The sequence below is a fragment of the Arthrobacter sp. Y3221157 genome, assembly GCF_059089865.1.
On sequence record NZ_JBNHFD010000060.1, the window covers coordinates 1 to 22,890 of the forward strand.

Consider the following 22,890-nt stretch of genomic DNA (forward strand, 5'->3'; position numbering starts at 1 on the left):
GCAGCTATCGCACGCAGGGACACCGCCGTAATGCACACTTTTGGCTGCGGCGGGGGTGCCGACGGGGGTGCCGATGGTGGAGCTGACGGGGGTGCCGGTGGGGGAGCCGCGGAACGGGGCATCTGAATTTTGAGCACCACCCGCACGGACTTTCAGGACCCCGGCGCCGTGAAAAGCGGCGGGGTCCTGGAAACACGCCTGATCAAGATTGGCCGTGAGAGGTTCGCCGGCGACGTATGGGGGCGCACGGCGCTTCTCACGCGTGGCGCCAGTGACTTCTCCGATCTGTTCTCTGCCGGGGCCGTCGACGAATTGGTCTCGCGCCGGGGTCTGCGCACGCCTTTTCTCCGCGTTGCCAAGGGCGGCTCTACATTTCCCGACTCGTCGTTCACCTCGCCCGCCGGCGTTGGCGCCACCATCTCTGACCAGCTCGATGACACAGCGCTTTGGCGTAAGTTTGCGGACGGTGCCACGCTCGTGCTGCAAGCACTGCACCGCACATGGGCGCCTGTTTCTGACTTCAGCAGCAGTCTGAGCACCGAGCTGGGACATCCGGTGCAAGCGAATGCCTACATAACGCCGCCCCAGAACCGTGGGTTCGACGATCACTACGACGTGCACGACGTCTTTGTCCTGCAGATCGAGGGAACAAAACGCTGGATCATCCACGAGCCGGTCCACACGGACCCGTTGCGTGATCAGCCCTGGACCGATGTCCGCTCCGCCGTAGCCGAGGCCGCCAAAGGCGAGGCCTATATCGACACGGTGCTTGAGCCGGGGGATGTCCTCTACCTGCCGCGCGGCTGGTTGCATGCCGCCCAGGCGCAGGGCGAGGTTTCCATTCACCTCACGCTCGGCATCCACAGTTGGACCCGCTACGCATTGGCCGAACAACTCGCGCAGGCCGCGCTTGCAGCGCTGTGCGATGACCCCGAGATGCGCCGTACATTGCCGTTGGGCGTCGAAGGGCCTGGTGCGGAGCTCGACGTCGTCCGTGAACGCCTCGCCGCTGCTGTCGTTGAGGCTGAAACCAGTTCTTTGTTCCACCGCAGCCGGCGTGGTCAGGGGCGCCCGGCACCGCTGGGGCCGCTGGCCCAGCTCGCGGCTGTCGGCTGCCTAAGCCCCGAGTCTGTGGTCCGGCTTCGCGGTTCCCTGGAAGCGCGTCTGGAGGGACTGCGCCTCACCACGCGCGTGGGTTGGCTCGACTTCCCAGCGACCGATCTGCCTTCCGTCACGCGACTGCTCGACGGGGAGATTCACACCGCAGGTGATCTCGGCGTCGAACTCGTTGAAAGACTGTTGCGCGCGGGGGTCCTCGTTCCCGTTGAAAAGTGATCTAGACAGCGACTTCGCCACAGCGGCGGCCACAAAGCGCTTCTTCTGCTCTGAAGGCGCCCGGTTGCGCGGCGACCCGATTGCAGGCACAGCGCCGCACGGCGTCGTCTGGGTCCTCATCGAGTACCGGGGCGGGTGGCCTCTCAATGGCTTTGAAGGGCTTGATCTTGAGCCTGAAACCAAAGCACTCGTGCTCTCCGCCGCGAAGGCGGCGCGGGCGCGGGTGCTGCTGGTGAGACGGCCCGGCCCCCGCCGCCGTGAAGGTAAGAGCCATTGGGCAGTACTGCACCATGAGGATTCGGGCGCCTATCGTCAGCAATGGGGCACGTGGGGCAAGGACGAGGATCTGGCGGAGGTTGCCAAAGCCCTCAGCCTCCCCGGAACGCTCGACTATCCGCCCCTCATCCTGGTCTGCACTCACAGTCAACATGACCAATGCTGTGCCGTGTGGGGACGGCCCGTGGGACGTGCGCTGAGCGAGCGGTGGCCGGAGCTGGTGTGGGAATGTTCGCATGTAGGAGGTGACAGGTTCGCAGCCAACGTCGTGGTTGCACCCGACGGTGTCTACTACGGAAATCTGGACGAGGAGTCGTCCGTCGCCACGATCGAAGCACACCTCGCTGGCCGTATCAGCGCGGATCATTTGCGCGGATACACGGATCTCTTTCCAGCACAGCAGACCGCCGTCGCGGCCACGCTCAGGCGGTTCGGCCCGGCCGGCCGGAATGACTACAGAGTGATCGAGACCTCCAGCAGCGGTGATCTTTGGCGGATCCACATCACCGGATCTCCTCCTCACCCCGCGCGAATCGACATCGAACTCCGTACCCACCGCGGCCCGCCATGCCGGCTAACCTGCCGCGGGCCGGCAACAAGCTCGGCCACGGTCTACGAGCTCATTTCGATCCGCGCCGTCTAGAGGACCGGGTTTACCGAAGGCAGTTCCTTTATCGGCGAGTCGATGGCGGTGCCAATCGACCCGGCGAAGGAAGGCATCGAGCAAGGGTAGGCGCCCGTGCACGAGTTAGCTGAACGCCGTCGCCGCGATGCCGCGCACGAGGTCCGGGACGAGGAGTGGGGCTGCGGCGTAGGCATGGCTGTTTTCGACCTTTGCTGCGGAGAGTCGTTGGCCCGCGACAGCCGGCGCTCTACGGTATTCCTGTTCCTGGTCATGTCCGGCACCCGGTTCGCCGAGGCTAACCGCGTTGACCGTTGGCAGACGTGGACGTGCTCTCCAGGCCTCCAACGGCCCGGATCAAGGCCTGGAAACGCGACGGGCAATCCAAGCTTATAAGCTGCTCCACGGGGACCCCCCCTTACTTCGGGGATTGCCCCGCGTCTCCGGCCACTTGCCCCGTGATTGCTCCTGCTTCACGGCACCAACGGGAAGTGCCTGTAGACACCCAAAGGGGGCCGGGCAAGTGCCCGGACCCCTCTTTACGCTGAGGCTCAGCGGCGGCTGAACCGTTAGTATCCCGTGCTAGCGGGTGGCGGCGCCGTGGGTGCGGTTGGTGTTGCGCGAAAGCAGGATGGCCAGAGCGATCATGGCGATGCCGAGGACGAAGTGGAGCCAGTTGTCCGCGGTGTTGACGGGCACGAAGTTGGCCGGGGTATCGTGCCCGATGATGAGGCCGTAGAGCCACAGGACAAGGTAGACGACGCCACCGTAGAGCAGGTAGTTGCGTGCCTGTCCGTGGGTGCGGGACATCAGGATCCCGGCGACGCCGAAGAGCAGGTGAACAATGTTGTGCAGGATCGAAACCTGGAAGATGCCCAGCAGAAGTGCTCCGGATTCGTGCCCGGCGAAAGAGAGCGTTTCGTAGTTGCTGGTAATGCCCGGGATGAATCCCAGGACTCCCACCAGGAGGAAGACAGCGCCTACTGCCTGCGCTGCCTTTTGGAGGGTTGTTTCGGGCCGGTCACGCGGTTTGTCGCGGTCATTGCGGTGCTCCTGTTTCCTTCACGTATGGGTCGATGATGTTTTGCGGCGTGAAGCCTGAAGACCTTCGGTGATGGCCTTGGGCTGCAGCCGGCGGGGGAGTGGGATGTGCTCCATGTTCCTGAGTTGGGTTATGTGGTGTTCCAACTGGTGCCGGAACTCCGCGTCAGCAGCAGACTCGGGAATGGCTGCAATCAGGTCCTCTGCTGTTGAGAGGGCGGTTCTGCCCGCTTCGGTAAGGCGGAGGTTGGCGCTGCGGCCATCAATTCCCGGCTCCTTGGCCAGATACCCGAGACCATGGAGGCGGTGCAGGACTTTGCCGAGGCTCTGCTTGCTCACAAAGAGCAGATCGGCGACGTCGGACGCTGTGGCCGGTTCCAGTTCCGCCACGGCCTCCAGCGTCTCCAGGCCGCCTTTGGTGAGCCTCAGGCGAGCGAGCTGACGGTTGAGCCGGCGCTCGGTAAGCCGTGCAACGATGCCCAGAAGACGGTGTGTGGCCCACCGCTCCGGCCCCGCCGAGACTGACGCGCTCATATGCCGCGGACCGCCGGCGGAAAGGTCAGGGTCCGGGCCCACGGGTGGCTCCGCCGCTACGCGGGGCAACCCGCAGGCCCTGTCCTCGCCGCTCACGTGTTCTGGACGTTGTCCTTGGCGTCGGCGGCCCGGTCTTTGACGTCGCTGACGGCTCCCTGACCCTCTGCCTTAACGTTCTGGGCGCCGTCGGCCGCGGCGGCCTTGACGTTCTCCACCGCTTCCTGGGCTGGTTCTTTCAGGTCCTGGACCACGTCCTTAGCCGCCTCGGTGACCTTGCCCGCCAGCGGCTGGGCCGCCGTCTTGAGCTGGTCCGCAGCTTCACGTTCCTTGGTGCTTGCCGGGATCAGGGACGAGAGGAGCATGCCGGCGCCGAAGGCGATGAGTCCGGCGGCCAAAGGGTTGCCTTGGGCCTGGGCTTTGACCTGCGCCGGAGCGTGTGAGAGCGCCGTACCTGCGCCGGAGAGCTTCGCCGCCACGTTATTCTTGGCCCCGTGCAGCGACTCACCGCTGGAATGCAGTGCACCCCCGGTGTGGCTGGCGCCCGATGAGACCTTGTCATGGACCGTGGATGTAGCCGAGCCGACCGTATCCTGAACCTTTGAAGTAGCGGTGTCGGCTGCGCCCATAATCTTGTCCTTGACCCCGGCCACGGCATCTTTGACCTTGTCCGTCTGGCGGTTGACGATGTTGGACGGGGTGACCTTGTCCGCGACGGCGTCCACATCGGTGCTCAGGCGTGCGCGGGTAGCTTCAATTTCTTCGCGGATTGCATCCGGGTTATCGCTCATCGGTTAACCTCACCTGGTTTCAGAGTTGGGGGGATTTCGGAAAGGGTTTCGCCCGTTTGGGGCAGGCCCTTGATCTGCTTGAGTTCCTTCCGGCCAATGCTGGCCAGGATCGCGGCGATGATGCCCCAGACCACGGCGACGATCACGGCGGCCCAGCCCAGGGGCATCAGGGCGCCGAGGGCGAACATCAGTGCCAGGGACAGGAAGAGAAGGACGAAGTGTCCGGCCACGCCGGCGCCGGCGAGCATCCCGCCGCCCTTCCCTGCCCTGGTGGCTGACTGCTTGGCTTCGGCCTTGGCCAGCTCCACTTCCTGGCGCATCAGGGTGGACAGGTCCCGGGTCACATCACCCAGCAACTCACCCAAAGAGGCGTTATCGGCCTTCTGATGCGCCTCACTCGGCGGCATCTCAGGAATCTGACTACTCACAGCTGCCGACCTCCACCGGGAGTGTTGTTGTACGGGTCATCCAGGTCATTGAGTGGAACGCCACCTGCCTCGGTGCCGGAAAAAGCCGGCCGCCCCGGTTCCCCGTAGATGGTTTCGCCATATGCCGCGGGTGCTGCCGCTGCCTCAGGAAAGGGTTCGCGGACGCCTGCTTCGACCGCCGTTTCGGCCCTGGGTGCCTGCGCTGGAAACGGCGGAATGGAGGCGGTTTGGGACGCAGGAGCGCCTGCTGTAAGGCCGCGGGTCAACCGCCCTGCCAGAACACCCGCACCGGCGGCCAGCAGCAGGAACGTGCCTGGGCGGTTGCGTGCGAACCGCTGAACCTCGCCCAGCAGGTCGCCCGGCTCCTTGTTCTCCAGCCAGGAAGCAACGGATTCGCTGCGCTGTGCAGCTTGCCTGATCAGGCCGCTTGCCAAGCCCTGCTGGTCCGGGGCGTCCGCCATGCTCTGCAGCTGGCTGGAGATAGTCCGGATACCCTCGGCCGCCTTCTGCTGCTGGGTCCCGGCCTGGCTGGACAGGCCCTGCTTGGCCTGGCCAAGCAAGTCCTTGGCGCTGGACGTCGCCTCGGCGGCGACGTTCGCTGCCTCACTCTTGGCCTTCTGGGCCACTCCCTGCGCCGCTGAGGTTGCCTGCCCCGCCACCTGCGAAGCCTCCTCCTTGGCGACGTCCTTCTTCGAATCCGAGCTTCCGGCCGACTCCGCGGTCAGGGCCGGGGCAGTGTTGCCGTACTGGTCAAGGGTGCCAGGCGTTGAAGCACCGGACCACTGGTTCTCAGTCATCATCGCTCTCCTTCAGTTGATGCACGGGCAGCAGGCCAGAGAATTTCATGCCACCTGCAATTAGTAAGCATGGTTACTAGTTAGATAGTAAGCACACTTGCTATTAGATCCGCAAGCACAGGTGCGCTAATGCATGCGCCAGCGGGGATGCCTTGCAGAGGCTTTTGCCCCTACCTGGTGGTTCCTGTACCTGGGGCTCTTGGGTACCCGATAGCGTGTCCGTCAGCTGTTTGCGCAGGGGTCGCAGGGGTCTCGGAGGTTGACGACGAGATAGCGCCCGTCAGGGCGCATCTATCCTTGAGATCATCCGGGTGGGGCTGCAGCCTCAGGGCGCAGAGTTGGATGTCAGGAATCAGCGGTTGTGCCAGGGCCTGTTTCCGGTGGTGCTGTCCGCCGTAGGCTATGGGCATCCATCTACCCCGGGAGGCACTCATGCGCACGGCACAACCTTTGACTGAAACCGAGCAGGTCCACCGTCTTTCTGAGAACCTCAGGATCCAACTGGCCAGGGGGAGGGAGTGGGCCACACCGGGGGTCCAGGCCGCTTTGCAAAGGGCGGTTGACGGTCTCGATACCGGCATTGAAGCGGCCTCCCCGCGCCTTCAACTGGTATTGCGTCGGCTCGATGACGAGCTCGCAGGCGGCGTGGAGACACTTACTCCGCGGGTCCAGGAGCAATTAAGGAGGGCAGGGCGGAAGGCCGCGACTGAAGTCGCTGAGCCGGTCGAGTTGCGGCGACCAGGGGCAAGGAAGTGGTGGTGGATCGGTGGATTGCTGGTCATGGCAGCAGGAACAGTCGCCTGGCGTTCCATGCAGGCAACCGCCCGGGAACCCGAGCCGACACCGGCGCTGGAGAAAAGCGACCGGACAGAACCTGACGCCGCCGCGGACCTCGCCGCCGGCGCCATCTAATAGGACGTACAGGAGGGCCCGCGCTCATTGCGCGGGCCCTCCCGCTGCTGTTTAGCGGCGGGTGTCACCGATTCCGTCAGCTTCGATGTTTTCCTTGCGGACTTCCTCGTTGACGGTGACGTTTTCGGTCAAGGTGTCCTTGTCCAGGCGGACCCGCTCGACCGGGACGGCTTCCTTCTGGACCACGGGGCGTTCCTCGTGGAGGATGACTTCGTGTTCTTCCTCGCTGATCGCGGGACCGTCCATCGCGGCGCCGACGTTCGCATCCGTGATGGGTTCACGTTCAATACGGACTTCTTCGCGCTGCACCGGCACGGTGGTGGTGACATGCTCGGTGGTGACGTACTTGCGCAGCCGGGCCCGGCCGGTAGCCTGCCTTTCGGTGCCAACATGAAGCTGCTCTTCAGAGCGGGTCATCGCATCATCGGTGTTCGGTCCGGAAGTGTCGTGGCCGACCGTGCCCGACCGTTCACCCGCATCCGCGGTCCCGGTTCTGGACGTAGCGTCGGTGTAGGTAGTGCCCCCGCCCAGGTTGTAGTGAGCGTACAGACGCTCCTCTTCGGCCGGTTCAAGGTGCCCATCTTCGGCGACGCGCGGGGCGTCCTTGACCTGATCCTTGCCGAAAGGAACGACGATGTCGTTGCCTTCGGTTCGCGCGCCTTCGAGCGGGACGAAGGATTCGGACGTGCCGAACAGCCCGGTCTTCGCGGTCACGAAAGTCGGCTGGCCCGTCTCGTCGTCAGCGTAGAGCTGGCCGATGGAACCAATCTTGTCCCCGCCAGCGCTGAGGACGTTTCCGCCCGCCTTGAGCAGGGTGTCAATGTTTTCCTTGGCGAACATACTGCCTCCTTGGATTCTGTTGGGTAGAGACCTTTAACCTGCCCCTGAGCTCATAGTAAGCACACTTACTAATTGGTTGGCAATGATGACCCGGTTTGAGACCTGCCCGCGGGGGTCAATACCCGACGATTCTCCTACAGGGGTTAAAAGTCTGAGGGAGTCTGCAAACGCCTAGGTTTCGCTCGGAGGATGGCGCGGTGGAACTTTCTGAATGCGCCGATTTTCGGCAGCGGATCACGTCAGTCCTGAGGGGTGCCCGCACCTCTGCTGCCGGCTTTGGCTGAAACCTTCCCTGCGTTTTCGCTAGTCGGGTTGAGTCCGAGAGCTGTGAATGGCATCTTAGAAATGCCCGGAGCAGAGGGGCCTGGAAGAAGACGGAATACTGTCAGCACCCACGAGGCTTCTATGGAAGATCCACGATTCACAGCCATGATGATGGCCCAGCAAGACCCGAAATGGCTCGACGATTTATGGCTGAGTTACTGGGCCAACGGCGGCAGCGCCGACATAACCGAGTTTGATGCCTACATCAAGGGCCTTGCCGAACGTGAGCCGTTCGAGCTGAGGATTCTTGCTTGGGCAATAGAGGACCTGCAAAGCTAATCGTTCTAGCAGTAGTTCCCTCCGACCCGGAAGGGCTGCCGTCCTGCGCGCTCTTGGGCCTCCACCTCGTTGCTTGTCCAGCGAGGATGCCTAACAATGACTCTGGGAAGGCATCATGAAAGACGGTGACCCGCCTGGTCGACGGACTCTAAGTCTGGGCCCGCACCAAGGGATAAAGCCCGTGCTGTGCCCCCCATCGACGCCTGCTGCCCAGCTCTGGCGGTAGTTGCTCGCGACGCACTAGAGGCCACAGGCAAGGGCAGGGCACGATGGGCCACACGATGGAAGCTGGCGCTCAATGCCTTCGCCATCAACTTCGACGGAAGAATCAACTAGATGCCAACCCTGGATCCACCGAAATCGGACCGCGCGCCAGTCCTGAGAGCGGTTGGCCCGTAGGAGCGCCACCGCCGACGGCTACCAGCACCAGGTCGGAAACTATCGTTTTGGCCGTCGTGGGAAGATCAAGTCCGGGGGTGAATTGCGACGGTCAGCCGCGGTTTCTTGCTCTGCCACTTGTCGCGCTTCCAACGGCATCGACTGGTGATCCGTGGTCTACGGTCGTGGGAGTGGCGGCGGGTATGGGTAAGGGTTGTCAAAGGCGGCAGCTGTGGCCCGCCCTTCACTAGGAGGAGAGCAAGCGTGCAAACAGTCGAAGAGACCATTGACGTCACGGTCCCCGTGCGCGTGGCATATGACCAGTGGACCCAGTTCGAGCTCTTCCCCAATTTCATGTCCGGGGTGGACTCCGTAGCCCAACTCGACGATCGGACGAACCACTGGGTCGTGAACATCGGCGGAGCCAGGCGGGAGTTCGACACTGAAATCATCGAACAACGCCTTGATGAGCGGATCGCCTGGCGCAGCATCGACGGCCAGACACATGCCGGCGCCGTCACGTTCACGCCGCTTGAGACCGGCGTGACGCGCATCTGGGTCCGTCTTGAATGGGCCCCGGAGTCCTTCATTGAAAAGACCGGGGCCGTTCTCGGGTTCGACAACATGCAGGTCAGGGCGGACCTGCGCCGCTTCAAGGAGTTTATTGAGGCCAGAGGTACTGGAACCGGCTCCTTGCAGGGAGGGGTGCATTAGGCGTTCTCAAGCAGTTGGACGGGGATTTGGCGGTTAGTCGGTAACGCGTATCTTACGTGTTCACCGTTGGGTGGAGCATGAACATGCTCAGTAGGGCTCTACGGCGCGACCGGCTTCCTGGATGAACCATCCAGGGTGCTCGGAAAGGGCTAACGCTTCGGCTTCCGCCTTGTTAGCGGCCAGCCCGGTCCACACCGCGCTGCGGTCGAAGCCATTTGAAACGACTACACGCCACCGATACCTTCTAGCCACTATTAAGGATGCACATATGCCCAACCTGACGGCAATCGATTTTGAGTTCCCAAGCGGAATGGATGCCCTGAGGGTGAATTAGAGGTGACAGCAGCCCAGCCGCAAAGGGGCACACCCATCGCTTAGGGCGGCGGACGCCGAGCTCAACGGCGGGTCAATCGTCGCGGCTGAAGGACTCTTTTCTTAAGGAAACATCCAGTCACTCGGAAGGTTGTAAAGGCTGATGAATGAAGCCCGCAGGTGCCCTTGGTTGAAGCACATTGGGAGGTGCCGCATGCCGGGTCGTCGGCGTGCGGCACCTCTCGTGCCCGTCACCAGAAGTGGGCGACGTCCACAACTAGCCGGGAACCGGATCCCGGTCCGTCCAGGGTGAAGACCCGGAACGGCAGCCGGGCACGGACGCCCAGGCCGATGCTGGTGGAACCCTCGAAGCTTCCGGCGTAAACGACTTGCCGGAATGTCTGGTAGCCGGCAACGTTGGACAGCTCAGCCTTCGCGGCAGGGTTGTAGGTGACGTTGCCACTGCTGTCATACGAGGGTGCGTTCACGACGACCTGCAGGCGCGCATTGCCGTACACGGGGATCGTGTAACCGGTGCCGTCCTGGATGATATCCGGGACGTAGCGCACTGTGTAGCCCGTTGCGGGGCCGTTGAGATCCACCACCATCCGGTCGAAGCAGGGTTGCTGCCCTGTCCGGACGTTGGTGACGGATGCTGAGCTCATCTCGGGCGCTGCCTTGTCCTGAGATCCCCATGCGAGCCCGCAATATGAGGTGGCTGCCGAGGCGGGCCCCGGCGCGACGATACCCAGCCCGACCGCCGCGAGGAGCGCCGTGAGCCAGAGGAGGAGTTTTTTCATTGGTGCCATCCAAGGGGGAGTGGTGCGGTTGGACAGCTCAAGATTAGGCAGTGCCAAGCCCCCGCGACGAGGGTTGTTGCCGCTTCGGGGCGGAACCGTGAAGAACGCTGCATCCGGGTCACGTGGCAGTAAAATCGGAGGCTCTTTGCCGGCCATTTTGATCGTTTCGGTGCCGTTTCTGGACCCGGCCGTGATGCTTGGTAACAAGGCCGTGGCCAGGCAGCGTGATAGTGGGTGCCATGTGGGTATCTTGTTCATACTCGTGGTTGAGCAGTCAGCCGGTACGGCACTCGAAGAGAGTCACCGACCATGGCATCAGACGCTGACCACTTCAAGACACAACACGCGGTCTCATGCCCGCCGGCAGGATCTTCAGCTCATTCCCGTGTTGGCCGGCCGCAGCGGAGGACTTCCGTCGCCTCACGGACACGCAGCCTACCCGCCGCTCCGCCCCCTGGGGCCTCATTCCTTTCGCGCCTGCACCGAGTGGGGACCGTGCCCGGAACCGGGCTAGGATCGCCTGCTGCCCCAAAGATGTGGCACTAGGTGATGGCGGCCCCGAGCAGGAAGCCGCCAGCCGTGGGCCGGTTCCAGTGCTTGGGGGACCGGCCCACGGTCGTCACTCCGGTGAAGGGCTCCTGCAGCTCCCGGCCGGAGAGCTCCTCAGTGAGGCGCCGTAGTGCGCCGCCCGGGCAGGATGCGGTCAGGATCCCGGCCGCTATCAGCAGCAGCACCAAGAGGATGAGATGCGGCAGGTAGAGGATAATGGGCAGGTGGCTGGCGCTACCCCGGCCCGGCGGAAAAATCCAGACTTGCATCTGGATGCGCCCGCACCGAAACTCTCCCAATGGGCGTCATCGAAGAAATGCGGGCACTTGGTCATGTCGTGGACCGGCTCGCCGAAAAGTACCCGTCAGTGCCGCGGAAACGGATTGAGGACATCGTCGAACAGGAACACCGTTCCCTGGACACCGGCAGGGTCCGGGACTACGTTCCGATCCTTGTTGAACACGCTGTCAGGGACCGCCTAAGACAGTAGCCGCAGGCACCGCGTCCGCCTGTGCACAGAAGCCCCTGTCCGGTGAAAGGACGGGGGCTTCCGGCGGCCTGGCTAGTGATCAGCCTGTTCTGGCGCAGATGCAACGGGGGTGAGGGTGTACTCCTTGGGCAGCTTCAGTGACCGTTCAGCCATGACGTCGCGCAGCCGGTCCGGGCAGTCAGGGAGTAGGGTGCGGCCTTGGGCGTCCACTCCTAACGTTCAGCTGGCCGTTGTGGACCAGGGTTGGGCCGCCATTTACGACGTCGGTGCTGGCGCCGGCCTTAGTGCCTTGCCGGTTTCGTCGAGCAAATTAATCTCAACTTTCAGTTTGGCGCCAGGGGCAGTGGGGCGTGGCGGAGTCGGACCGGCAGTACGGGGACAGATTACAACTTCGCGATTTTGCCGTACCTCATCTAAGGCAGGCGCCTTGTCAGGGCTGCAGTCGGGAAGCCTTCTGATAACCGCTGTCGGCCTCTTCGCTTTGGTTCACATTTCTGGCTTCAGCCGGCGACCTTTGGCGGGATTTCGCCAAGGCGATCAGCAGGGTCAGAACGGTGCCTATCCAGGCAAGTCCGGTAAGGAATACCAGACCGACCGCCACTAAGGGGTGCATGGCAAGAGTTTAGGCTGGCGCGGCTGACAAACCCGGACGCAACTCCGCACGATCGGAGCCGGAAATATGCACAGGCGGAGACTCTTAACAGGGCGTAAGGCCTGTGGCACGAAAAGCGCCCCTGTTTGCCGACCGCGCCGTTCTTGGTTCTTCACCTGAATTGGTTCGCAACTCTCGGTCCAGTCTAAGACGGCCTGTTTCCTAGCAAGCCGACCGGTCGGTCTGTTCATGTGCTAGTCTCGCTGGATGAGCAACAGGGAACACATCCTGTGGACGGTTCGGCGGCTCGCCATCGAGACGGGCTCGGTGCCTTCGATGAACGTCGTCGCTGAGCAGGCCAGGGTATCGAAGGGTGGGCTGATGCACCACTTCAATTCCCGGGCTGCCCTGCTGGAGGCCATTGCGATGCAAGCGATACAGGATATGGACCAGACGCTGACCGCGGCCGCCGGGAGCGGCAACGTGGTCGAGACCTGGCTGCGCCTGTCATCCTCCCGTGAAGAAGCTGCTCTTTATCGGGCCATGTCAATCCTGCTCACCGACCACACCTCGATGACCGACGCGCTTCTTCAGCAGGCGGCCGAGGCCACGCGGCGGTGGGAGCAGCTCTTCACCGCTGAAACAGGAGACCCGTTGGCAGCGTCAGTTATCCGCCTCCTGGGTGACGGCATGCTGTTGAACAGCATCACAGACGACGGCTCTTCGCCCCGAGTTGATGCAATCCTGAGCTGGCTGCACAGCAGGTCTGCCACGTGATCGGCGCCGCCCTCCTCGCGGGCATCGCCGGCCTCGCCCTGGCTGATTCACTCAACCCGGCGACCATCGTTGTCATCACCCTGATTCTGCTCACCGTCCGCCACCGGCCTGTGGGTTCGGCATTGGCGTTCGTCTTGGGCGCGATGAGCACTGTCTTCGCGCTAGGCACGGTCATCTTCCTGGGCGCCAATGCTGCCGCGGACGCCGTCGGAGAAGGCCTTCTCTGGCTACGCCGTGGAGTGTTCCTCATCGCAGCCATCACTCTCGCCGTCGCGGGTTACCGCCGCCTCAAGGACCGGGAAAGGAAAGGCATCGACCTGCCTACCTGGTTCGGGCTGTGGACGGCTTTCCCGCTCGGCGTCCTCACCACTGGCGCTGACCTGCCCAACGCGTTCCCCTACTTCATCGCGATCGAACGGATGGTCGCAGCGGACGTCGACATTCCCGTCGGCCTGTTAGTGCTCACCGGCTACGCACTCGTGTACTGCATCCCGTGCCTGATTCTGCTCGCACTCGGCACGGCACACGGCGACAAAGTCAGGACACGTCTGCGGAAGGTACTGGATCGGTTCTCCACCGGAGCCGTCAAGCGATCCATTCCGGCAGCAACCGCCCTGTTCGTCCTCGCCGCCGCAGTCCTCATTATTGCCCTCTGGCCTTAACACTGGGGAAGTCCCAACGCGGCTTCCGGCTGGGCGTGGTTCCTCGCCCCCGTTCTCTCAGGTTGCCAGAGGAGGTGTGGACAGTGTCCACACCTCCTCTGCTATACCGGACTGGCCGTAGGGCGGTGCCCGTTGTCAGGTTCGGGTCCATGAGTTCCTGGCGCCCGGTGTCAGAGAATGGACTGACCGAGCCCCTCCGGAAATCGTTCACCCGGGCCTGGTGCCAGGCTGGCGTGCCTCGCTGACCGGCTCCTAGCCCCTGGAACTGCTGGAGGCGATGGGCGCAGATGCGGCCCTAGTCCTTCAGATGCTGATGCTCCAGCAATTCGTGATTGCAGTGCAGTAACAACTCGTGCCTGTAGTGAAGGCCCAACCAAGGCGATGCAGCGTAGTCGTCGATGCCAAAGGCTTGCGCAAAGGGTGCGTCCTCAGCGCCCATCAACTGATTGGGCCTACGTGGAGGAAGTGATGTCAGAACCACGCTAGGAAGTGCTGTTCGATGTCTGGGCATGGTCTCTCCTCGTCTTGGAAGGTTCGTTGGATCAGAAGGCCCGGAGGATGTCTTCGACGCGTTGTTTGGCGTCGCCGAAGAGCATTTGGGAGTTGTCGCGGAAGAACAGGGGGTTTTGGACGCCGGCGTAACCGGCGGCCATGGATCGTTTGAAGACGACGACGTTCTCGGCTTCCCAGACGCGGAGGACGGGCATGCCGGCGATGGGGCTGCCCGGGTCTTCCGCCGCCGCGGGGTTGACGGTGTCGTTGGCTCCGATGACGAGGACGACTGACGTCCCGTCAAGGTCGTCGTTGATTTCATCCATTTCCATGACGATGTCGTAAGGGACTTTGGCTTCGGCGAGGAGGACATTCATATGTCCAGGCAGGCGCCCGGCGACGGGGTGGATCCCGAATTTGACGTCTACGCCGCGGTCACGGAGTTGCTGGGCGAGTTCGGCGACAGGGTATTGGGCCTGCGCCACTGCCATGCCGTAACCGGGGGTGATGACCACACTGGAGGCGCTGGTGAGCAGTTCGGCAGTTGCTTGTGCGGAAATTTCCCGGTGCTCTCCGTAGTCCGTGTCTCCGGTCTTGGGCGCTTCGATGCCGAAGCCCCCGGCGATGACGGAGATGAAGGACCGGTTCATGGCTTTGCACATGATGTAGGAGAGGTAGGCGCCGGAGGAGCCGACGAGGGCGCCGGTGATGATCAGCAGGTCGTTGTTGAGCAGGAAGCCGGCGGCGGCTGCTGCCCAGCCGGAGTAGCTGTTGAGCATGGAGACGACGACGGGCATGTCGCCGCCGCCGATGGAGGCTACGAGGTGCCAGCCCAGGCCCAGGGCGAGGATGGTGACGACGATCAGGAGCCACAGCTGGGTGTCGTTGACGTACCAGACGGTCAGGACGACGAACGCGGCGAGGGCACCGAGGTTGATCGCGTTCTTGCCCGGCAGCATCAGCGGTGAGGACTTCATTCGGGCCGAGAGCTTCAGATAGGCGACGATGGAGCCGGTGAAGGTGACGGCGCCGATGAAGACCCCGATGAACACTTCTGCGTGGTGGATCGCTTTGAGTGCGTCGGGCAGTTCGGGGCTGTCGAGGTGCCCGTTCCAGCCGACCAGAACCGCGGCAAGGCCGACGAAGCTGTGCAGCAGCGCGATGAGTTCAGGCATTCCGGTCATCTGGACCACGCGGGCGCGCCACAAGCCGATCGCGGCCCCGACCAGCACCGCGGCCACGAGCAGGATGAGACCGGTGAGTACCTGGGATGAGCCCCAGGCGTTTTGGAGGGTCAACCAGATGGTCGCTGCCAGGGCCACCACCATTCCGGAGATCCCGTAGATAACCCCCGCGCGGGCCTTCTCGTGCCTGCTCAGTCCCGCGAGACTGAGGATGAACAGCAGGGCTGCGACAATGTATGCCGCCCCGGCTACGGACTCTGCGGTCAAGGGACCGGAAACGGTATCAGTCACTGTGCTGCTCCTGGTAAGAATTCCTGTTGCTTCGCGTACGGCGCTCATCCCTGTGCCTTATTTCCCTTGGAGAACATCGCGAGCATGCGCCGGGTGACGGCGAACCCGCCGAAAATGTTGATGCTGGCAAGCAGAACAGCAACCGCCGAGAGGGCCTGGACGATGATGTTGTTTGAGGTGATCTGCAAAAGTGCTCCGACGACGATGATTCCGGAGATCGCGTTGGTAACGGACATCAGGGGAGTGTGCAGCGCGTGGTGCACTTTCCCGATGACATAGAAGCCCACGACGATTGAGAGCATCAGCACTGTGAAGTGTTGAGGCAGCGGATCCGGCGCCACTGCGTTGATCCCGAAAAGCACGGCGATACCCGCAGCAATCAGACCGGCTTTACCGGCAGCGCTCAGCCCGGTCTTCTTGTCAGCTTTGCCGGCAGGTTGTTCACTGGCTGGCGTGACCGCCGCCTGGGCCTGGGGTGCCGCTGAGACCTGGACGGGGGGCGGTGGCCAGGTTTTTTCTCCCTCGCGTACGACCGTCACGGAGCGCTGAACCACGTCATCGAAGTCAAGGGTCAGCTGGCCGTCCTTGTTCTTGGTGAGGAGCTTCAGGAGGTTCAGCAGGTTGGTCCCGTACAGCTGGGACGCCTGGGCCGGAAGCCGGGCCGGCAGATCGGTGTAGCCGAGAATGATGACACCGTTTTCCGTCACCACCCGTTCACCTGCCACGGAACCTTCAACGTTGCCGCCCTGCCCGGCAGCCATATCCACGATCACGCTGCCAGCTTTCATCCCGGCTACGTCATCGGCCGTGAGGAGCTTCGGCGCGGGCCGGCCCGGAATGAGAGCCGTGGTGATGATGATGTCCACGTCACGGGCCTGCTCGGTGTAGATTTCGGCTGCACGGCGGTTGTACGCCTCCGACGTCGCCTTGGCGTACCCATCGGAGGACTTCATCTCCTCCTCGACCTCAACCTTGAGGTACGTACCACCAATGGACTTCACCTGATCCGCCACCTCGGGCCGCGGATCCGTAGCGCGAACGATCGCGCCCAGGCTGCTCGCCGCACCGATCGCCGCAAGGCCGGCGACACCCGCGCCGGCAACGAGAACTTTCGCCGGCGGGACCTTGCCCGCCGCGGTGACCTGCCCGGTAAAGAATCTGCCGAACTCATGGGCGGCCTCGACCACGGCACGATACCCGGCGATGTTCGCCATCGAACTCAGGACATCCATCGACTGCGCCCGCGAAATCCGCGGCACGGCATCCAAGGCAAGGGCGGTGATGGGCCGGGCTGCCAAAGCCTCAACAAGCTCCGGCCGCAAAGCAGGGCTCAGCATCCCGATCAGCGTGGCGCCGTCACGCAGCCGCCCTATCTCTTCGTCGGTTGGCGGATTGACCCGCAGCACCACGTCGCTGCCCCACGCATCGTCGGCGCCGACGATGAGAGCGCCCGCCGCAGCGTATGCCTCGTCCCGGAAGGACGCGGACTCACCGGCGCCCTTTTCGACCACAACGTCGTAGCCCAATTCCAACAACTGCTTCACGGTGACAGGCGTTGCCGCCACCCTTGTCTCGCGACCTAACTCGGCCACGATGCCTATACGCGTCACTATTCTCTCTCTCTAGGATGTGGTGCCTGGGGAATTCCGCTGCCGGGGACAGCATCTGCTGCCCCGCTGAATGCGCGACAAATTCGGTGCTTCTGCGGTTTGGGCGAACAGGACCTACTGCATTGGTTCGCTTAGGAGCCGGTCAAGGAGTCCTGCTGGAGAAGGTTGCTGAACGTTGTCCTTCAGGCAGTGGGACGGGGCGGACATGCTCCTTCGCCCTGCGCATATTTGCAGGACCTGCAGCAGATTTGGCGGAACCCGTCCCCAGCTCCTCGGCGAGGGCCTCATGCAGCTGCGGAATTCCAAGGCTGGGGCAGCAGCCCGGGTAACCATCGGCGATCGCCCTGTTAGAGGCCTCGACACTGTGCGGGGCCGTCGGAATGCTGAGGTCGCCACCATGGAAGGGAAGCACGCAGTATTCTCGGCTCTTCCGGGTGGCCGCGGCCTCCGCGACGCTGAAGGTAATCTCGGTGCCCAGCCGCCGGAGACGGTGCGCGAGTTGCTGCATCTGTTCTACTCCTCGTCGAGTTAAGAATCGATCCTTCAGCGGACCCCGATCTAGTATAGAACTTATATATCAAAGATTGAAATAAGATATATCTGAAATTTTTGCTGGCACCACGGCGCTGATTCATGACAGCGCTGATCGCGGACCAGAGAACATGTCCCCGGGCGGCAGCGAGGCAGCTTGGGGTGGACAGGAAAGCTGCGGTCCGCTTGCAAGACAACGGGATTGGTTGTGCTTCTTCCCGCTCGTGGGCGGAACGTGCGTTCGCTTGGAAGCCGGCCGGATACGGTCAGGCCAGCCAGCGCCACCAGCGTGGCTGCTCCAGTTCCGGCGTTGGCTCCGGCTCCGGCGCCTCGCCCAGGGCCAGCGCGGCCTCGATGATGTCGTTTGCGGTGAGCGTCATGACGGCCTCACGATCGAGCGCGTCGAGACTTCGTTCCTTGTCGAGCGAGAGCCGCAGCGCCTGGCGGTTGAGCGACTGCTCGAAAAGCGTGCGGGCGAACCGAGCGTTGCCGGAGTCCTCGCTCGCGTGGAGCCCGGTGAAGATGCGGCGCAGCATCTCGTCCGCGCCCGGCTCCAGCGTGTACTCGTGCTGGGCCAGCATACGGTGGAAGATCGTCTGGAGTGAGTCGACGGAGTAGTCGGGGAACGTGATCTCCCGGGCGAACCGGGAGCGCAGTCCGGGGTTCGAGAGCAGGAAGGACTCCATCAGCCGCGGGTACCCGGCCACGATCACCACCAGGCGGTGGCGGTAGTCCTCCATCCTCTTGAGCAGGACTTCGATCGCCTCTGGGCCAAAGTCCATCCGGCCGTCCTCAGGGGCCAGCGCATAGGCCTCGTCGATGAACAGGACGCCGTCCAGCGCACGGCGGATCACCCGGTCTGTCTTGATGGCGGTCGCGCCTACGTACTGCCCCACGAGGCCCGAACGGTCCACCTCGACCAGGTGGCCCTTCTGCAGCAGTCCAACCGCGCGGTACATCTCAGCCAGGAGCCGCGCCACGGTGGTCTTGCCCGTTCCCGGGTTTCCGAGGAACACCAGGTGTTGTGATGTGGCCACCTCCGGCAGGCCGTGCGCCTTACGGCGGGCCTGGACCTGGAGCAGTGCGACGAGGGCCCGTACCTGTTCCTTCACGGTCTCCAGGCCGACCAGCGCGTCGAGTTCGGCCTGTACCTCGGACAGCGGCCGGGCCGGACCGGGCCTTGCACCGATGAGATCGCCGACGAGGTCGTCGACGCGCTCCGCACCGGGCAGCTTGAGCTGATCGGCCAGGTGGCCGATGGTTTCACGCAGGTCGTCAAGGGGATGGCGGTTGGGAGCCATGCATCTACTGTAGTACTCGTTTCGGGACCGGGTGGGGTTGGCCTCGTGATCACCGCGGCTTACCGGCGCGCGCCGCCTAACGGATCGCCGCCGGAAAGTTCGACGACGACGGCGATGCGGTGGCTGGCAGTTTGCGCGGACACCGAGGGCCGCAGGACATTCGCCCTGTGGCGTTGCCCTGCGGCCCGGTATCCGTTGATCTGTACTAAGCCTTCACGTAACCGTTGGGGTTCAGCACGAACTTTGTTGCCGCTCCGGCGTCGAATTCGGCGTAGCCGCGCGGGGCGTCTTCAAGCGGAATGGCCTGGGCGTTGACTGCCTTTGCGATCTGGACCTTGTCGTGGAGGATGGCCATCATGAGCTGACGGTTGTACTTCATGACAGGGCACTGGCCTGTGGTGAAGGACAAAGACTTTGCCCAGCCGGTGCCCAGGGAGAGCGAGAGCGAGCCCTGCTTTGCAGCCTCATCAACTGCACCCGGATCCCCGGTGACGTAGAGGCCCGGAATACCCAGGGAACCGCCGGCTGCGGTGATGTCCATGAGGGAGTTCAGAACGGTGGCGGGCGCCTCGTGGGAGGCGTCCTTGCCGTGGCCGCGGGCCTCAAAGCCGACGGCGTCCACGCCGCAGTCCACTTCCGGGACGCCGAGGATCTGTTCAATCTGGTCCTTCGGGTCGCCCTTGGAAACATTGACCGTTTCACAGCCAAACGAGCGCGCCTGCGCCAGGCGGTCTTCGTTCATGTCGCCCACAATGACGACGGCGGCACCCAGCAGTTGGGCGCCGACGGCGGCCGCGATGCCAACAGGACCGGCACCGGCGACATAGACGGTGGAGCCGACGCCGACACCGGCCGTAACTGCGCCGTGGAATCCGGTGGGGAAGATGTCGGAGAGCATGGTCAGGTCCATGATCTTCTCCAGCGCCTGGTCGCGGTCCGGGAAGCGCAGCAGGTTCCAGTCGGCGTAGGGGACCAGGACATACTCTGCCTGGCCGCCGACCCAGCCGCCCATGTCCACATAGCCGTAGGCGCTGCCTGGCCGGTCAGGGTTGACGTTGAGGCAGATCCCGGTCTTTTGCTCCTTACAGTTGCGGCAGCGGCCGCAGGAGATGTTGAAGGGTACGGAGACGATGTCGCCGACCTTGATGAACTCGACGTCGGGCCCAACCTCCACCACTTCACCGGTGATTTCGTGGCCGAGGACAAGGTTCTGCGGAGCTGTGGTGCGGCCCCGGACCATGTGCTGGTCCGAACCGCAGATGTTGGTGGTCACGGTACGGAGAATCGCGCCATGCGGCACCTTGCGGCCGACGTTGGCCGGATTGACGCCGGGGCCATCCTTGAGCTCAAACGTCGGGTACTCAGTGTCGATGATTTCGACGACACCGGGTTCCTTGTAGGCGACTGCTCTGTTTCCTGACATGGTCACTTCCTAATCGTTGGTGTTACTGAAATGGAGAACTTGAGAGGGATCTAGGCCTTTTCCAGCCGGATGATCACGGACTTGGAGGTAGGCGTTCCGCTGGTATCCGCCACGGAGTCCAGAGGTACCAGGACGTTGGTCTCGGGGTAGTACGCGGCGGCGCAACCCTTCGGCGTCGAGTACGACACGATCCGGAAGTTTTCGGCCCGCCGCTCCGTCCCTTGGAACTCGGAGATCAGGTGCACCATGTCCCCGTCGGCAAAACCGAGATCACTGACATCCTGGGCGTTGATGAGCACCACGCGCCGGCCACCATGGATGCCGCGGTAACGGTCGTCCTTGCCGTAGATGGTGGTGTTGTACTGGTCATGTGAGCGCAGGGTTTGCAGGACCAGCCGGCCGGAAGGGACTTTGATGAACTCCAGCTCGTTGCCCGTGAAGTGGGCTTTCCCGGACGCGGTGTCGAACTTCCTGGCGTCGCGCGGCGGGTGTGGCAGCACAAAGCCGCCCGGATGCTGGATCCGCTCTTCAAAGTCTTCAAAGCCGTCAACGACCGCTTCGATGTGCTTCCGGATCAGCGAGTAGTCATCCCGCATGGCGAGCCAGCTGGCCTGGGGCGTGTTGGGCAGACGGCCGTGCCCCTCGGCAAACACCCTGTGCGCGAGGTTACACACGATGGCTACCTCGGAGTGGAGGTGTTCGCTGGCGGGCTTGAGCCGTCCCCGTGACGCATGGACGGCGCTCATGGAATCTTCCACCGTGACCCGCTGGTCGCCGGTCTGCTGGGTATCCTTCTCGGTGCGTCCGAGCGTTGGCAGGATCAACGCCCTGCGGCCTGTGGACAGGTGCGAGTGGTTCAGTTTCGTGGAGATCTGAACGGTCAAACGGGTATTGGCCAGGGCCTGCTCGGTGACCTCGGAGTCCGGGGCGGCGCGGACGAAGTTGCCACCCATCCCCATGAAGAAACGGACCTTGCCGTCCCGCATGGCGCGGATGGCTGCCACCGTGTCAAAGCCGTGCTCCCGGGGAGACCGGAACCTGAATTCCTGGTCGAGCCGGTCATGGAACATCTCCGGCATTTTTTCGAAGATGCCCATGGTGCGGTCGCCCTGGACGTTCGAGTGGCCGCGCACCGGGCAAACGCCTGCGCCGGGCTTGCCGATGTTGCCCTGGAGGAGCAGGACGTTGACCACGTCACGGAGGGTAGGCACGGAATGCTTGTGCTGGGTCAGTCCCATGGCCCAGCACACGATGGTGGCATTGGATGCAAGCAGCCGTTCTCCCGTTGCGTGGATCTGCTCCAAGGTGAGACCCGTGGCCTCCACGATGTCATCCCACTCCACCTTCTCGAGGTAGCGCAGGTAGTCATCAATGCCAACTGTGTGGTTGGCGATGAAGTCGTGGTCCAGGACCGTTTCCAGGCCCGGGGTGTTCCGGCCAGCAGCTTCGGCTTCAAGCAGGTATTTGCCCAGGCCCTGGAACAGGGCCTGGTCGCCGCCGGCACGGATCTGCAGGAAGTCGTCCGTCAACCGGATCCCCGACACCATGCCTGATACATGCTGCGGATTTTCAAAGTGCAGGAGTCCGGCTTCGGGTAGGGGATTGACGGACACAATGATCGCGCCGTTCTTTTTCGCCTTCTCCAGTGCACTCAGCATGCGTGGGTGGTTGGTACCAGGATTCTGGCCCGCCACGAAGATCAGCGACGCCGTTTCCAGGTCCGTCAGGCTGACAGAACCCTTGCCGATTCCAATGGTCTCCACCAGCGCCGATCCCGAGGATTCGTGGCACATGTTGGAGCAGTCAGGAAGGTTGTTGGTGCCGATTCCCCGCACCAACAGCTGGTATACGAATGCTGCTTCATTGGAGGTCCGGCCGGAGGTGTAGAAGACCGCCTGGTCGGGGTGCTCCATGCCCCGCAGCTCCTCCGCCATGAGGTCGTAAGCCTCGTCCCACTCAATGGGCCTGTAGTGGGTTGCGCCTTCATCCAGGAACATCGGGTGGGTAAGCCGGCCTTGCTGGCCCAGCCAGTAGTCGTCGCGTGTCTTGAGCTCAGCAACTGAATGTTGGGCAAAGAATTCCGGGGTGACGCGGCGACGGGTGGCTTCCTCGGCCACTGCCTTGGCGCCGTTTTCGCAGAACTCGGCGGCGTTGCGCTTTTCGTGTTCAGGCCAGGCGCAGCCCATGCAGTCGAACCCGTCCAGCTGGTTCACAGCCAGGAGCGTGTGGACACTGCGCAGTGGACCCATCTGTTCCAGCGAAATTTTCAACGCGTTGGCAACGGCCGGGATGCCTACGGCCTTGGTCTTGGGCTTGGTGACGGTCAGCTTTGACTCGTCAATGTTTTCGCGGGGGGCTTTGGATGCCACGGGTGTTATCCCTTTCAGATCCTGGAGGTGAAGCAGCCGGCAAATGCTTACACGGCTTGTGGAAGAGGCGGAGTCAGCGGCCCGGACCCGGTCGTTGCGAGGGAAAGAGTCCGGGCCGCTTGCCTTGTTGGCCGCAGGGCGCGGCTTAGCCCCGGAGCCTGGTCATGGTGGGGTCGTAGAGGGGGTCTTGGGTGATGGTGGCGGGGATGCGGCGGCCGAAGTATTCGATTTCGACGGAG

23 protein-coding genes are annotated in these 22,890 nt (G+C 63.3%); 9 read left to right on the forward strand and 14 right to left on the reverse strand.

Features of this window, described 5'->3' with window-relative positions; genetic code table 11:
• The first annotated feature begins 129 nt into the window (after positions 1-129).
• Both AC5RTT_RS14260 and AC5RTT_RS14265 read left to right on the forward strand, forming a co-directional pair.
• Entirely contained in the window at positions 130-1,335 is a 1,206-nt protein-coding gene (locus AC5RTT_RS14260; protein ID WP_494145747.1) for a cupin domain-containing protein, read from the forward strand.
• A 64-nt stretch (positions 1,336-1,399) separates the two neighbouring features.
• Positions 1,400-2,254, forward strand: coding sequence for a sucrase ferredoxin (locus tag AC5RTT_RS14265; protein WP_494145748.1), 855 nt, complete (start codon positions 1,400-1,402; stop codon positions 2,252-2,254).
• Between the two features lie 561 nt (positions 2,255-2,815).
• On the opposite strand, the gene AC5RTT_RS14270 is transcribed toward AC5RTT_RS14265, so the two are convergent.
• The 5 genes from AC5RTT_RS14270 to AC5RTT_RS14290 all read right to left on the reverse strand — a co-directional run bounded on the left by AC5RTT_RS14270 (position 2,816) and on the right by AC5RTT_RS14290 (position 5,821).
• Complete coding sequence (locus AC5RTT_RS14270; RefSeq protein ID WP_494145749.1) at positions 2,816-3,196, reverse strand: DUF4383 domain-containing protein; 381 nt, start codon at positions 3,194-3,196, stop codon at positions 2,816-2,818.
• 99 nt (positions 3,197-3,295) lie between these two features.
• Complete coding sequence (locus AC5RTT_RS14275; protein WP_494145750.1) at positions 3,296-3,904, reverse strand: MarR family winged helix-turn-helix transcriptional regulator; 609 nt, start codon at positions 3,902-3,904, stop codon at positions 3,296-3,298.
• Positions 3,901-4,596 carry a DUF3618 domain-containing protein gene (locus tag AC5RTT_RS14280; protein ID WP_494145751.1) on the reverse strand — a complete coding sequence of 232 codons (696 nt, stop codon included), beginning with the start codon at positions 4,594-4,596 and terminating at the stop codon, positions 3,901-3,903. The genes AC5RTT_RS14275 and AC5RTT_RS14280 overlap by 4 nt, the downstream gene beginning before the upstream one ends.
• Positions 4,593-5,003 (reverse strand): phage holin family protein, encoded by a 411-nt coding sequence (locus AC5RTT_RS14285; RefSeq protein WP_494145768.1) that lies wholly within the window; start codon positions 5,001-5,003, stop codon positions 4,593-4,595. Before AC5RTT_RS14285 ends, AC5RTT_RS14280 begins: the two co-directional genes overlap by 4 nt.
• A 17-nt stretch (positions 5,004-5,020) precedes the next feature.
• On the reverse strand, positions 5,021-5,821 hold the full coding sequence (locus AC5RTT_RS14290; protein WP_494145752.1) for a hypothetical protein: 801 nt from the start codon (positions 5,819-5,821) through the stop codon (positions 5,021-5,023).
• Positions 5,822-6,601: 780 nt separating this feature from the next.
• On the opposite strand from AC5RTT_RS14290, the gene AC5RTT_RS14295 reads away from it, so the two are divergent.
• Positions 6,602-6,733 (forward strand): hypothetical protein, encoded by a 132-nt coding sequence (locus AC5RTT_RS14295; RefSeq protein WP_494145753.1) that lies wholly within the window; start codon positions 6,602-6,604, stop codon positions 6,731-6,733.
• A gap of 51 nt (positions 6,734-6,784) precedes the next feature.
• On the opposite strand, the gene AC5RTT_RS14300 is transcribed toward AC5RTT_RS14295, so the two are convergent.
• Positions 6,785-7,573, reverse strand: a complete 789-nt coding sequence (locus tag AC5RTT_RS14300) for a YsnF/AvaK domain-containing protein (protein WP_494145754.1) — start codon at positions 7,571-7,573, stop codon at positions 6,785-6,787.
• A 429-nt stretch (positions 7,574-8,002) separates the two neighbouring features.
• Here AC5RTT_RS14300 and AC5RTT_RS14305 point away from each other — a divergent pair, with 429 nt between their 5' ends.
• The gene (locus AC5RTT_RS14305) at positions 8,003-8,176 is read left to right on the forward strand and encodes a hypothetical protein (protein WP_494145755.1); all 174 of its coding nucleotides are present in this window, start codon (positions 8,003-8,005) and stop codon (positions 8,174-8,176) included.
• Positions 8,177-8,818: 642 nt separating this feature from the next.
• On the forward strand, positions 8,819-9,268 hold the full coding sequence (locus AC5RTT_RS14310; protein WP_494145756.1) for an SRPBCC family protein: 450 nt from the start codon (positions 8,819-8,821) through the stop codon (positions 9,266-9,268).
• Between the two features lie 563 nt (positions 9,269-9,831).
• On the opposite strand, the gene AC5RTT_RS14315 is transcribed toward AC5RTT_RS14310, so the two are convergent.
• Together AC5RTT_RS14315 and AC5RTT_RS14320 are read right to left on the reverse strand one after the other, a co-directional pair.
• Positions 9,832-10,380: an AMIN-like domain-containing (lipo)protein gene (locus tag AC5RTT_RS14315; RefSeq protein ID WP_494145757.1), complete on the reverse strand. Its 549-nt coding sequence runs from the start codon at positions 10,378-10,380 to the stop codon at positions 9,832-9,834.
• Between the two features lie 542 nt (positions 10,381-10,922).
• On the reverse strand, positions 10,923-11,198 hold the full coding sequence (locus AC5RTT_RS14320; RefSeq protein ID WP_494145758.1) for a hypothetical protein: 276 nt from the start codon (positions 11,196-11,198) through the stop codon (positions 10,923-10,925).
• 29 nt (positions 11,199-11,227) lie between these two features.
• Here AC5RTT_RS14320 and AC5RTT_RS14325 point away from each other — a divergent pair, with 29 nt between their 5' ends.
• Positions 11,228-11,419, forward strand: coding sequence for a three-helix bundle dimerization domain-containing protein (locus tag AC5RTT_RS14325; RefSeq protein WP_494104047.1), 192 nt, complete (start codon positions 11,228-11,230; stop codon positions 11,417-11,419).
• 430 nt (positions 11,420-11,849) lie between these two features.
• On the opposite strand, the gene AC5RTT_RS14330 is transcribed toward AC5RTT_RS14325, so the two are convergent.
• Entirely contained in the window at positions 11,850-12,032 is a 183-nt protein-coding gene (locus AC5RTT_RS14330) for a hypothetical protein (protein ID WP_494145759.1), read from the reverse strand.
• A 246-nt stretch (positions 12,033-12,278) separates the two neighbouring features.
• Between AC5RTT_RS14330 and AC5RTT_RS14335 the strand changes: the two genes are divergently transcribed.
• Positions 12,279-12,788: a TetR/AcrR family transcriptional regulator gene (locus AC5RTT_RS14335; protein WP_494145760.1), complete on the forward strand. Its 510-nt coding sequence runs from the start codon at positions 12,279-12,281 to the stop codon at positions 12,786-12,788.
• Positions 12,785-13,450 carry a GAP family protein gene (locus AC5RTT_RS14340; RefSeq protein ID WP_494145761.1) on the forward strand — a complete coding sequence of 222 codons (666 nt, stop codon included), beginning with the start codon at positions 12,785-12,787 and terminating at the stop codon, positions 13,448-13,450. The genes AC5RTT_RS14335 and AC5RTT_RS14340 overlap by 4 nt, the downstream gene beginning before the upstream one ends.
• A 542-nt stretch (positions 13,451-13,992) precedes the next feature.
• On the opposite strand, the gene pntB is transcribed toward AC5RTT_RS14340, so the two are convergent.
• Positions 13,993-15,465 (reverse strand): Re/Si-specific NAD(P)(+) transhydrogenase subunit beta, encoded by a 1,473-nt coding sequence (pntB, locus tag AC5RTT_RS14345; RefSeq protein WP_494145762.1) that lies wholly within the window; start codon positions 15,463-15,465, stop codon positions 13,993-13,995.
• Entirely contained in the window at positions 15,462-17,027 is a 1,566-nt protein-coding gene (locus AC5RTT_RS14350) for a Re/Si-specific NAD(P)(+) transhydrogenase subunit alpha (RefSeq protein WP_494145763.1), read from the reverse strand. Before AC5RTT_RS14350 ends, pntB begins: the two co-directional genes overlap by 4 nt.
• A gap of 397 nt (positions 17,028-17,424) precedes the next feature.
• On the opposite strand from AC5RTT_RS14350, the gene AC5RTT_RS14355 reads away from it, so the two are divergent.
• Positions 17,425-17,559 carry a hypothetical protein gene (locus tag AC5RTT_RS14355; protein WP_494145764.1) on the forward strand — a complete coding sequence of 45 codons (135 nt, stop codon included), beginning with the start codon at positions 17,425-17,427 and terminating at the stop codon, positions 17,557-17,559.
• A 265-nt stretch (positions 17,560-17,824) separates the two neighbouring features.
• On the opposite strand, the gene AC5RTT_RS14360 is transcribed toward AC5RTT_RS14355, so the two are convergent.
• From AC5RTT_RS14360 to AC5RTT_RS14370, 3 genes are all read right to left on the reverse strand, one after another.
• Positions 17,825-18,859 carry an AAA family ATPase gene (locus AC5RTT_RS14360; RefSeq protein WP_494145765.1) on the reverse strand — a complete coding sequence of 345 codons (1,035 nt, stop codon included), beginning with the start codon at positions 18,857-18,859 and terminating at the stop codon, positions 17,825-17,827.
• A 205-nt stretch (positions 18,860-19,064) separates the two neighbouring features.
• Positions 19,065-20,282 (reverse strand): formaldehyde dehydrogenase, glutathione-independent, encoded by a 1,218-nt coding sequence (gene fdhA, locus AC5RTT_RS14365; protein WP_494145766.1) that lies wholly within the window; start codon positions 20,280-20,282, stop codon positions 19,065-19,067.
• 50 nt (positions 20,283-20,332) lie between these two features.
• Positions 20,333-22,651 carry an FdhF/YdeP family oxidoreductase gene (locus AC5RTT_RS14370; protein WP_494145767.1) on the reverse strand — a complete coding sequence of 773 codons (2,319 nt, stop codon included), beginning with the start codon at positions 22,649-22,651 and terminating at the stop codon, positions 20,333-20,335.
• Positions 22,652-22,890: the final 239 nt, after the last annotated feature.